Annotated in this window: 11 protein-coding genes, 1 rRNA gene and 1 pseudogene; 8 read left to right on the top strand and 5 right to left on the bottom strand. The window is 66.5% G+C overall.

Features of this window, described 5'->3' with window-relative positions; translation table 11 throughout:
• Positions 1 to 84 (top strand): 5S ribosomal RNA (gene rrf, locus O9255_RS14455); the annotation flags it as partial.
• Positions 85 to 279: 195 nt separating this feature from the next.
• Here the strand turns inward: rrf and dnaG are convergent.
• The 3 genes from dnaG to rpsU form a co-directional block, all read right to left on the bottom strand.
• Positions 280 to 2,220, bottom strand: coding sequence for a DNA primase (gene dnaG, locus O9255_RS14460; protein ID WP_297867575.1), 1,941 nt, complete (start codon positions 2,218 to 2,220; stop codon positions 280 to 282).
• Positions 2,221 to 2,264: 44 nt separating this feature from the next.
• The gene (locus O9255_RS14465; protein WP_297867576.1) at positions 2,265 to 2,714 is read right to left on the bottom strand and encodes a GatB/YqeY domain-containing protein; all 450 of its coding nucleotides are present in this window, start codon (positions 2,712 to 2,714) and stop codon (positions 2,265 to 2,267) included.
• A 76-nt stretch (positions 2,715 to 2,790) separates the two neighbouring features.
• Entirely contained in the window at positions 2,791 to 3,006 is a 216-nt protein-coding gene (gene rpsU, locus O9255_RS14470; protein ID WP_294066543.1) for a 30S ribosomal protein S21, read from the bottom strand.
• A gap of 157 nt (positions 3,007 to 3,163) precedes the next feature.
• Here rpsU and tsaD point away from each other — a divergent pair, with 157 nt between their 5' ends.
• From tsaD to O9255_RS14490, 4 genes are all read left to right on the top strand, one after another.
• On the top strand, positions 3,164 to 4,228 hold the full coding sequence (gene tsaD / locus O9255_RS14475) for a tRNA (adenosine(37)-N6)-threonylcarbamoyltransferase complex transferase subunit TsaD (protein ID WP_297867577.1): 1,065 nt from the start codon (positions 3,164 to 3,166) through the stop codon (positions 4,226 to 4,228).
• A 22-nt stretch (positions 4,229 to 4,250) separates the two neighbouring features.
• Positions 4,251 to 4,604 (top strand): dihydroneopterin aldolase, encoded by a 354-nt coding sequence (gene folB / locus O9255_RS14480; RefSeq protein ID WP_297867578.1) that lies wholly within the window; start codon positions 4,251 to 4,253, stop codon positions 4,602 to 4,604.
• Positions 4,601 to 5,095 (top strand): 2-amino-4-hydroxy-6-hydroxymethyldihydropteridine diphosphokinase, encoded by a 495-nt coding sequence (folK, locus tag O9255_RS14485; protein WP_297867579.1) that lies wholly within the window; start codon positions 4,601 to 4,603, stop codon positions 5,093 to 5,095. The genes folB and folK overlap by 4 nt, the downstream gene beginning before the upstream one ends.
• 67 nt (positions 5,096 to 5,162) lie before the next feature.
• Positions 5,163 to 5,993: a DUF6159 family protein gene (locus O9255_RS14490; protein WP_297867580.1), complete on the top strand. Its 831-nt coding sequence runs from the start codon at positions 5,163 to 5,165 to the stop codon at positions 5,991 to 5,993.
• Positions 5,994 to 6,030: 37 nt separating this feature from the next.
• Here the strand turns inward: O9255_RS14490 and O9255_RS14495 are convergent, their stop codons facing one another.
• Positions 6,031 to 6,798, bottom strand: coding sequence for a pteridine reductase (locus O9255_RS14495; RefSeq protein ID WP_297867581.1), 768 nt, complete (start codon positions 6,796 to 6,798; stop codon positions 6,031 to 6,033).
• A gap of 105 nt (positions 6,799 to 6,903) precedes the next feature.
• Between O9255_RS14495 and O9255_RS14500 the strand changes: the two genes are divergently transcribed.
• The 3 genes from O9255_RS14500 (at position 6,904) to O9255_RS14510 (ending at position 9,456) form a co-directional block, all read left to right on the top strand.
• Positions 6,904 to 8,088 (top strand): SAM-dependent methyltransferase, encoded by a 1,185-nt coding sequence (locus tag O9255_RS14500; RefSeq protein ID WP_345781384.1) that lies wholly within the window; start codon positions 6,904 to 6,906, stop codon positions 8,086 to 8,088.
• Complete coding sequence (locus O9255_RS14505; protein ID WP_297867582.1) at positions 8,085 to 8,468, top strand: VanZ family protein; 384 nt, start codon at positions 8,085 to 8,087, stop codon at positions 8,466 to 8,468. The genes O9255_RS14500 and O9255_RS14505 overlap by 4 nt, the downstream gene beginning before the upstream one ends.
• 277 nt (positions 8,469 to 8,745) lie before the next feature.
• A complete protein-coding gene (locus O9255_RS14510; protein WP_297867583.1) occupies positions 8,746 to 9,456 on the top strand; it encodes a hypothetical protein in 711 nt (236 codons plus the stop codon).
• On the opposite strand, the pseudogene O9255_RS14515 reads toward O9255_RS14510, so the two are convergent.
• Positions 9,377 to 10,150 (bottom strand): annotated as a pseudogene (locus O9255_RS14515) (IS30 family transposase); the annotation flags it as partial. The gene O9255_RS14510 and the pseudogene O9255_RS14515 overlap by 80 nt on opposite strands.
• Positions 10,151 to 10,292: the final 142 nt, after the last annotated feature.

Consider the following 10,292-nt stretch of genomic DNA (forward strand, 5'->3'; position numbering starts at 1 on the left):
CGATCCCATCCCGAACTCGGAAGTGAAACGCGCACGCGCCGATGGTAGTGTGCATCCGCATGCGAGAGTAGGTCATCGCCAGGGCCTTACACCAAAACCCCTCCGGGTATCCCGGAGGGGTTTTTCTTTGCAACAAAGAAATACACAAACCCACCAAGTGCCAGGGTGAGGTCGCGACCGCCCGCAAGCACGCCTGGACCCAATGAATGGAATGGGGCGAGGGACCCTGTTGGACTCCCCGGGGCGTCGCTACGGAAAAGTGAGTGTCAGCCGGGGCGATCAGATCCGGTACGACAAGAGCGCGCGGAGCTCCGATTTGCTCTCGTCATCGAGCGAGGGCTGCGCCTTCAACCATTCGACGCGCTGCTCGATCGCTTGTTGGCGCAGTTTGCGCACGCAACCCCGGAAATCTTCGAGTAGCCCGGCGTCGTCGCCGGCCAGCGGCTGGGCCGCCAGCTTCTGTAGCGCGTCGATTTGCTGATGCTCACCCACAGCTTCGAGCAGGGCGCCGGTGCTGAGGCCAGGACGCCGCAGTGCAAGGTGTACCAGTTCGACGAACAGAGGGATACCAGGCTGGTCGAGTGTCTCGATCCAGTCCAGATGTTCGACCTCTATCGCCAACGAAGGTCGAGTTAGCAGCAGGCTGATCGCTGTGCGTACTAGGCTGCGCCGATGATCGACGCCCGCGGGTCGCGGAGCGCTCAGCGTTGGCAGTTCCGCGAGGATGCGGTCCGCGGCCGTCCGAGGGCGGCGACCTCCGGGGCCGCCGCGCTCGAACCGCCCTCCGCGTTCGCCGCCAGCTCCTCGAGCGCTTCCCCCGACGTTCGGCCACTGAGGGACGCTGACGAGATACCCCTCGGGCATGCGCCCTTGGGACATGTCGAACGCATCGCGCTGTATCTGGCTGCCGAGTTCCACGAGTTCGCGGGTGAAGTCGGCGAGTTTCGCGCTCGAGTGGAAGCCGACTTCGGTGCGTTGAACCAATAGGGCCTGCATGCGATCGCGGAACTCGCCGTCCGGAATACGCGCGATGAACGCCTTGGCGCGCTCCGCCAATCGTGATTTGCCATCGGCGCTGGAGAGGTCGACGTCGCTGGAGAGCTGCGCGAAGAAGAACTCGCTCAGCGGTTGCGCTGCCGCGAGTGCTGCGTCGAGTGCAGCGGCCCCCTGCGAGCGGACGACCGTGTCCGGATCCTCGCCTTCGGGGAGGAAGAGGAAGAACGCCTGTCGGCCATCGGTCATGCGCGGCAACACCGATTCCAGCGCCTTCCACGCCGCGCGTCGTCCTGCGGCGTCGCCATCGAAGCAGAAGTAGACGTCGGCGGCGTTGCGGAACAGCAGTTCCGCATGGTCCGGCGTGGTCGCGGTGCCGAGCGTGGCAACGGCCGTGGTGATTCCGAATTGCCACAGGGACACGACGTCCATGTAGCCCTCGACGACGATCAGCCTCGGCACCTTGCTGTGCGCCTGGCGCGCGTGCCAAAGGCCGTAGAGCTCGCGGCCCTTGTGGAACAGTACCGTCTCCGGTGAGTTGAGATACTTCGGTCCGTCGTCCTTTTCGATGACGCGTCCGCCGAAAGCGATCACGCGCCCGCGCCGATCGTGGATCGGAAACATCACACGGCCACGGAACTTGTCGTAGGTGCGGCCACTGTCGTTCTTCGACAGCAGGCCGGCCTTGTCGAGCAGGTCGATGCGTCGCGCATCGCCCTTGCCGAGCGCGTCGATCAGGCCATTCCAGCCTTCGGGGGCCCAGCCGATGCCGAACTTCTCGATGGTCGCGGCATCCAGCCCGCGCTTCTCCAGATAGCGCTTCGCGACCTCGCTATTCGCGAGCTCGCGCTGGAAATACTTCTGAGCGGCGTCGAGGGCGGCGTAGAGGTCCTGGCCCTCCCGCGGTGCTTCGCGGCCGCTGCCCGATTCGCGCGGAACCTCGAGGCCGAGCCGCTTCGCGAGTTCCTCGACCGCATCGACGAACTCGAGGCGGTCGTACTCCATCAGGAACTTGATCGGCGTGCCGTGTGCGCCGCAGCCGAAGCAGTGGTAGAACTGCTTCGTCGGGCTGACGTAGAACGACGGCGTGCGCTCGTCGTGGAAGGGGCAGCAGGCGGTGTATTCCTTGCCCTTGCGCTTGAGCGGGACGCGCGAGCCGATCAGCTCGACGATATCGACGCGAGCGAGCAGTCCATCGATGAAGCTGTCGGGGATGCGGCCGGCCATGGGGGAAGCTTACGGCTTCGGGCCGGCCCGCAGTGGTTCGCCGATCAAGCGGCGAGCACAGCCTTGAGGCGCTGCGACACGAGGCCCATGTCGGCCTTGCCGGCAAGCTTCGGCTTTAGCACGCCCATCACCTTGCCCATCGCCGCCGGACCGGTGCCCGCGTTGGCGTCGGCGATCGCGGCCTGGATGGCGGCGTCGATCTCGGCTTCGGAAAGCTGCGCCGGCAGGTAGGCCTGGATGATCGCCATCTCGGCCTTCTCGACGGCGGCGAGGTCGTCACGACCGGCGCTTTCGTACTGGGTGATCGAGTCCTTGCGCTGCTTGACCATCTTCTCGAGCACGGCGAGCACGGCAGCGTCATCGAGTTCGATGCGTTCGTCGACTTCCTTCTGCTTCAGGGCGGCGTTGATGAGGCGGATGGTGGCAAGGCGATCCTTCTCGCCCGCCTTCATCGCGGCCTTCATGTCGTCGGTGAGCTTCTGCTTGAGGGACATGGGATTCTCCGGGGCTGGAAAAACAAAAAGCCGGCGACGCCAAGGGCGGGCCGGCTTCTTGCGGCAGGCGCTGCGCTCAGTAGAGGCGCTGGCGCTTGGTGACGTCGCGCGACGAGCGGCGCAGCTGGCGCTTCACGGCGGCAGCGGCCTTGCGCTTGCGCTCCTGCGTCGGCTTTTCATAGAACTCGCGCTTGCGCGTCTCGGCGAGGACGCCGGCCTTTTCGCAGGTGCGCTTGAAACGACGGAGCGCGAACTCGAACGGCTCGTTCTCGCGGACTTTGACGTTGGGCATAGGGGTTCTCGGGTGGACAAAATACCCGGTGCTCCGGGTGAGCCGCGTATGATACGCGGGCTTTCCGGGGCGGTGCAAGTCGGCCCGGCCCCCTGTTCAGGACCGGCCGCCGCTGCCCTCCGACACGCGACGCCGGCCGCCCACGGCTCGTGCTCCCATGATCGTCCTCGGCCTCGAATCCTCCTGCGACGAAACCGGCGTGGCTGTCTACGACACGGCCCGCGGCCTGCGGGCGCATGCGCTTTACAGTCAGGTCGCCCTGCACGCCGAATACGGCGGTGTGGTGCCGGAACTGGCCAGTCGGGACCACGTGCGGAAGCTGCTGCCGCTGGTGCGCCAGACGCTGGCGGAGGCCGGCGTGGCGGTCTCCGACCTCGGCGGCATCGCCTACACGGCGGGGCCCGGACTGATCGGTGCCCTGCTCGTCGGTGCTGCCACGGGGCGGGCGCTGGCTTGGGCCCTCGATGTGCCCAGCGTGGGCGTGCACCACATGGAAGGCCATCTGCTCTCGCCGCTGCTGGAACCGGGCGCAGCGCCCCCGCCTTTCGTGTGCCTGCTGGTGTCGGGTGGCCACACGCAGCTCGTCGCGGTGGAGGGCATCGGCCGCTACACGCTGCTCGGCGAGACGCTTGATGACGCCGCCGGCGAGGCCTTCGACAAGACCGCCAAGATGCTCGGACTGCCCTATCCCGGCGGCCCGCAGCTCGCCGCGCTGGCCCTGCAGGGGCGGGCGGCGGCCGAAGGCGAGGGGCGTCGCGAGAGTCGCTTCAAGTTCGCGCGGCCGATGACCGACCGGCCAGGCCTCGATTTCAGCTTCAGCGGCTTGAAGACCCAGGTGCTGCTGGCGTGGAAGGCGTCGGACCAGACCGACGCCATCAAGGCGGATCTCGCCCTCGGGTTCGAGGACGCGGTGACGGAAACGCTGGCGATCAAGTGCGAACGCGCCCTGCGCGAAACCGGCATGAAGGCACTGGTGGTCGCCGGTGGCGTCGGTGCGAACCGCCAGTTGCGGTCGCGCCTCGCGGCGCTGGCGGCGAAGCGCAAAGTGGCAGTGAGCTTCCCGCGCCTCGAGTTCTGCACCGACAACGGCGCGATGATCGCCTTCGCCGGCGCGACCCGGCTGGCCGCCGGGCAGCGCGACCTCGACTTCCACGTGCAGCCGCGCTGGGACATGGCCACGCTCGATGCTGTCGCCGCCTTGCCATCGCCAGTGGCAGGCTGAGCGCCCTTTGCAAGGAATTCCGATGGACAAGGTCTTCATCGAGGCGCTCGAGATCGAGTGCACGATCGGCATCTACGACTGGGAAAGGCGCATCAAGCAGCCCATCGTTCTCGACATCGAGATGGGCTTCGACAACCGCAAGCCGGCGGCCAGCGACGCCATCGAGGACACGCTCGACTACAAGGCGGTGAGCAAGCGGCTGATCCAGTTCGTCGGCGAGTCCGACTTCGGGCTGGTGGAAACGCTGGCCGAACGCTGCGCCGCCATCATCACCGGTGAGTTCGGCGTGCCGTGGGTGCGGCTGAAGCTCTCCAAGCCCGGCGCGGTGCGCGGCGCCAAGGCCGTGGGCATCCTGATCGAGCGCACGCGGGCGTGAGTGGCCTCGCGCTCCTGAGCCTCGGCAGCAACGAGCAACCGGAGCGGTACCTCCGTGCTGCGGTGGTCGAGCTGCGGGCGAGCTTCGGCGCAGTCGTGGTTTCGCCGGTCTACCGCACGCCGGCCGTGGGTTTCGACGGGCCGGATTTCCTCAACTGCGCCGCGGCGATCCGCTCGGATCTCGAGCCGCAGGCGCTGAACGACTGGCTGCACGCGCTGGAGGACCGGCATGGCCGGCGCCGCGACGTACCGCGTTTCTCCTCGCGGACGCTGGACGTCGACGTCGTCTATTTCGATGACCGGGTGATGCGCGGCGAGGGCAACCTCCAACTGCCGCGGCCGGAGCTCAAGCACGCCTTCGTGCTGAAGCCGCTCGCCGACATCGCGCCGGACTTCGTCGACCCGGTGCAGGGCCGCACGCTGGCCGCGCTGTGGGCGGCGCATCCTGAGGCGGCTTCGCCGCCGGCCGTCGAGGCGCTCGACCTCGGGTGACCTTCGTCAGTACCGCGGCGTCGCGGATGGCGTGATACTGGTGTGAATCCCACCCCCGGAGCTCCCCATGTTCGAGAAGTTCGCCCGCAGCTGGTCCCTCGTGAAGGCCAGCGCCGCCGTCCTGCGCGCCGACAAGGAGCTGCTTTGGTTCCCGGTGATCTCGTCGATCGCCGCGATGCTGGTGGCTGCCACCTTCCTGGTGCCCAGCTTCCTGTCGGGCTTGTTCGACGGCGGTGCCGGTCCGATCTCGATCGTCGTCGGCTTCCTGTTCTACGTCACCCAGTTCACGGTGATCTTTTTCTTCAACAGCGCATTGGTCGGCGCGGCCTTGATCCGGCTCGAGGGCGGTGACCCGACAGTGGCCGACGGCCTGCGCATCGCCCGCGAGCGCTTCGGCGCGATCGTCGGCTACGCGGTGATCGCGGCGGTCGTCGGCCTGCTCATCAAGGCGCTGGAACAGCGCAGCGAGTGGCTCGGCGCGATGGTGGCCCGTCTGCTCGGTGCCGCCTGGACGGTCTCGACCTTCCTCGTGGTGCCGGTGCTGGTGGCGCAGAACGTCAGCCCGATCGATGCGATCAAGGAGAGCTTCGGCCTGCTGAAGAAGAGCTGGGGCGAGAACCTGATCGGCAACGTCGGCCTCGGTTTCGCCTTCGGCCTACTGACGCTGGTGGTGATCCTCCTCGGTGCTGGCCTTATCGTGGCGGCTGCGCTGACGGCCGGCGCGACGGCGGCGATCGTCATTGGTGCCTTGGTGGTGATCGCGGTGATCGCGCTGGCGGTGACTCAGGCAGCGCTTGCGGGCATCTACCAGGCGGCGGTCTACCGTTTCGCCGTGGACGGGCAGGCCCCGGTCGGCTTCGACGGCGCGACCCTGCAGGGCGCGTTCCGCCACAAGTGAGCACGGTCGCGGCCCGGCCTCGCGCCGGGTCGCGGGTTCAGAGATTGAGCAGGCGCCCGCCGTCGACGGCGAGGATCTGGCCCGTCGTGTAGCGGGCGTCCTGCAGCAGCCAGCGCACGGCCTCGGCGATGTCTTCGGGCGCGCCGACGCGCTTCAGGGCGGTCTTGGCCAGCATTGCGGCCTTGGCGGCTTCGGACTTGCCCGAGTCCGGCCACAGGATGGCGCCCGGCGACACGCCGTTGACGCGCACCTCGGGGCCCAGTTCGACTGCTAGCGACTTCACCAGCATCGCGTTGGCCGCCTTGGCCATCGAGTAGATCGTGTGGTTCGCCAGCGGGCGCTCGCCGTAGACGTCGACGAGATTGACGATGGCACCGCCGGCGGCACGCAGATGGGGAGCGGCAGCCTGGGCGAGGAAGAACGGGCCCTTGGCATTGCTGTCGAACAGCGCGTTCCAGTCGGCCTCGGACGCCTGCCCAATCGGCGTGGGATGGAAGGCCGAGGCGTTGTTCACCAGGGCGTCCAGACGGCCGAAGCGGGCGATCGCGGCGTCGATGAGGCCCGGCAGGCGCGCGGTGTCGCCCAGTTCCGCCTGCACGACGAGCGTGCTTCCGGCCCTGACGGACTCGAGGCTTGCCGCCAACGCCTCGACCTCGGCCGGCGAGGCGCGATGGTGCAACACGAGGTCGAAACCGTACGCGTGCAAATGCTTCGCGATGGTCGCGCCGACGCGCTTGGCGGCGCCGGTGACAAAGGCGACGGGGGCGGTCGCGGAGGACGGCGGAGGGCGGGTCTCGGGGCTCATCGGCATCGGGTTCTGGCGGCGCGGACATCATGCCCCCTTCGCCCGTCGGCCGGACGTGCAGGCCGGGGCGGTATCCTTGGCGTCTGATTCACGACGAGCTGATTGATGAGCACTTTCGGCCTGCCCGAGCCGGGCGTCGCGGCACGCGAACACAGCGCGCGTCTGGTCGAGTTCCTGAGGGCGGCGATCCGCCACGAGCGCGGTGCGATACCGTTCGCGCGCTTCATGGAGATCGCGCTGTACGCGCCGGGGCTGGGCTACTACAGCGCCGGGGCGAGCAAGTTTGGCGAAGCCGGTGATTTCGTCACCTCGCCCGAGCTCGGCAATGTCTTCGCGGAGTGCGTCTGCGAGGCGGTGTCGCCGGTCCTGCGCGGCCTGCCGCATCCGGGGTTCCTCGAGCTCGGCGGCGGCAGCGGGGCGTTCGCGGTGGCCTTCCTGCAGCATGCCGAGCGGCTGGGCGTGCTGCCGGAGCGCTACGCCATCCTCGAGCCGAGCGCCGACCTTCGGCAGCGCCAGCAGCAGCGGCTGCGCGAGCAACTGCCGCCGGCGGTGTTCGCGCGCTGCGATTGGCTGGACGGCCCGCCGGAAGGCGAATGGTCCGGCGTGTTGTTCGCCAACGAGGTATTGGACGCGCTGCCGACCACGCGCTTCGCCACCCACGATGGCGAGGTGTACGAGGAGTTCGTCAGCCTCGATGCGAACGGGGGGTTCATCCGCGTCGACCAGCCCGCCGACGCCCTGGTGCGCGCGGCGGTCCGGCACATCGAGCGGACGATCGGCGCGCCGCTGCCCGACGGCTACCGCTCGGAAGTGCTGCCGCAGCTGCCCTACTGGGTCCAGGCGATCGGCGGACTGCTGAAGCACGGCGCCATGCTGTTCGTCGACTACGGCTACCCGCGTCGCGAGTTCTACCTGCCGGAGCGCAGCGATGGAACGCTGATCTGCCATTACCGCCACCGTGCGCACGGCGATCCGTTCTTCCTGCCCGGCTTGCAGGACATCACCGCTTTCGTCGATTTCACCGCGCTGGCCGAAGCCGGCACGAATGCCGGCTTCGATTTCGCCGGCTACTGCAGCCAGTCGAGCTTCCTGATCGCCAATGGCCTGCCGCAGCGCATCGCCGAGGCCGAGGCCTTGATCGATGATCGCGAGCGCTACCGCCGCGTCAACGAAATCCGCAAGCTGACGATGCCCGGCGAGATGGGCGAGCGCTTCCAGGTGATGGGCTTCACCCGCGACGTCGACCTCTCGGCGGCGTTCGCCTTCGGCGAGCTGTCGAGGCGGCTGTGAGCGACGGGTCGGTCGTGTCCATCGAAGGCGCACGCTGGCGAGGCGCGTGGCTCGCGCTGTGGGCCGTGGGTTGGATCGTTTGCGTCGTGCTGTCGCTTGGGCCCGCGGTGCCGGGGGCCGTGCCGCTGTTCCCGCATGCCGACAAGCTCAACCACGCGTTGGCCTACGCCGCATTGGCGTGGTGGGCGATGGGCTGCTTCGCCTCGACGGCAGGGCGGCGACGGGCCCTGCTTTCCCTGCTGATGCTCGGCGCCGCGATGGAATGGGCGCAGGGCGCCTTCACCGTGGACCGCCAGCGCGACGGCCTCGACCTCGTGGCGAACGCCGTCGGCGTCGGGCTGGTTATCCGTAGTGAAACTAACATCCTAAAAGTGGTCTAAATCGAGCCGTCCCAGACCGGGACGGCTCTTTTTTCCGTTGGCATTTGTCGATACCTGTAGTGTTCTATCTACTATTCGGATACAACCTACTAAAGCCATTTGGCAGCAAAGGTCGGACGCCGATGTCTCAGCCTTCGTCTCATTAGTCTGGAAGAAGAAGGATGTTGGCTTCCGCAAAGTGGTCGAAAAGGGCGAAGTGTCCCGAAGAGGCGCTGCCCGCCGCCCGCCCCACTTTGGGTTTGCGCGCTCTGGTCGTTGAAGCCATCGAGGCCCTGCTATGACGCATACCGTGGTCCGCATGCGGTTGGTCACCGACAACACCGGCACCCACAGGATCCTGCCGGTCATCGTGACTGAGGGGGGACCGCTACTGCCTTTGGTTCGCTACATGGTTGCGAGAATCAACGGTCAGGAAACAAGCCACACGGCAAAAGGTCGCCAGAAAAGCAGTGAACGGAAGTCACTGGCTTCTGCTTCGAGCCGAAGCTCGCAGCAGAAGCTCGTCCATGCCGTCGGTTTGCTACTCGACTTCATGGAGGCGAACCACGATTGCTTCAGTGATCCAGCGCTACTGTTCAATGCCTTCGTGAATTGCCTCTACAACGGCACTGTTTCCCCCGAAGGCAAAGACCCGAGTGGTTTGTTTTGGGATTCCAAGTCAACCGCTGTGGCCAACGACATCGCACGAATCTTGTCGAGTTTCAGCGACTGGCTGGCAGACAACGAGGGCGCGACGCCGCTGAATCCTTGGCGTGACGCCACGGCGGCGGAGCAGCGTTTGGCTTGGGCGGCTTGGTATAACCGGAAGAGGCGTGCCTTCCTCGGGCACACGATGAGCCGTGAAACGGCACATCTGGAGATAAGTCGGGCAAGGTGTTGGCGCTCGCCGAAAACTGACCATGGTGAGTTCAACCCGTCGACGCAACGACTTCGCGCAGCTTATCGGCTGGCGTTTCGTAACCCAAGGTCTTTCTCGGGCGCTCATTGAGCCGCCGCGCAATCTTGTTTAAGTAAGTCTGCGAGTAGCCCGAAAGATCTGTGCCGTCGGGGAAGTACTGCCTCAGCAAGTCATTGGTGTTTTCGTTGGAGCCTCGCTGCCAAGGACTGCTCGGATCGCAGAAGTAGACGTCCACGCTCGTTGCCAGGGTGAACTTGCCGTGCCGTGCCATCTCCGAACCGCGATCCCACGTCAGTGACTTGCGGAGCTCGGCGGGAAGCTTCCGAACGTGCTTCGACAACGCTGCGACCACGCTCTGTGTGTCTTTGCCGGCGACCTTAACCAGCATGACAAAGCGCGAGTGGCGCTCGACCAGCGTCGCGATGTGACTATTGTTCGAACCGCTGACCAGATCGCCCTCCCAGTGTCCCGGAACGGCGCGGTCCTCAATCTCGGGCGGACGGTCGCGGATTGAAACGGCGTCGGGAATGCCACCACGCGGTAGCGGCGACGCGAGCTTCGAGTGACGCATTCGCCGACGCGTGCGCAAGTGGGCCATCAGCTCCTTCTTCAGCACGCCTCGCGCCTGAATGAACAGGCTTCGATAGATCGTCTCGTGCGACACCTGCATGGCCTCGTTGCGTGGAAAACGCAGCTTAAGCCAGCCGGCAATCTGTTCCGGAGACCACTGTCGACTCAGCTTCTGCGCTACCAACCAACGCAATCGCGGGTTCTCAGCCAATCGGCGAGTCTGTAACGTCAACTGTGTAACTGCCCTTTGAGCGAGACTGCGGGTGACCCCGCGAGGAGCAGCGACATGGCGTTATCGAAAGCGATGCTGGACGAGCTGACGGCGGGATACAAGACGCCGCAGGAGCTGGAGGGTC

This window comes from Silanimonas sp. (genome assembly GCF_027530345.1).
In the GTDB taxonomy this organism is placed as follows: Bacteria; Pseudomonadota; Gammaproteobacteria; order Xanthomonadales; family Xanthomonadaceae; genus Silanimonas.

Bases quoted from the DNA above. Each gene is read 5' to 3' on its own strand.
- dnaG (WP_297867575.1), bottom strand. From the start codon at position 2,220: ATGGCCGGCCGCATCCCCGACAGCTTCATCGATGGACTGCTCGCTCGC.
- rpsU (WP_294066543.1), bottom strand. From the start codon at position 3,006: ATGCCCAACGTCAAAGTCCGCGAGAACGAGCCGTTCGAGTTCGCGCTC.
- O9255_RS14510 (WP_297867583.1), top strand. From the start codon at position 8,746: ATGACGCATACCGTGGTCCGCATGCGGTTGGTCACCGACAACACCGGC.
- O9255_RS14495 (WP_297867581.1), bottom strand. From the start codon at position 6,798: ATGAGCCCCGAGACCCGCCCTCCGCCGTCCTCCGCGACCGCCCCCGTC.
- tsaD (WP_297867577.1), top strand. From the start codon at position 3,164: ATGATCGTCCTCGGCCTCGAATCCTCCTGCGACGAAACCGGCGTGGCT.
- O9255_RS14500 (WP_345781384.1), top strand. From the start codon at position 6,904: ATGAGCACTTTCGGCCTGCCCGAGCCGGGCGTCGCGGCACGCGAACAC.
- O9255_RS14465 (WP_297867576.1), bottom strand. From the start codon at position 2,714: ATGTCCCTCAAGCAGAAGCTCACCGACGACATGAAGGCCGCGATGAAG.
- folB (WP_297867578.1), top strand. From the start codon at position 4,251: ATGGACAAGGTCTTCATCGAGGCGCTCGAGATCGAGTGCACGATCGGC.
- O9255_RS14490 (WP_297867580.1), top strand. From the start codon at position 5,163: ATGTTCGAGAAGTTCGCCCGCAGCTGGTCCCTCGTGAAGGCCAGCGCC.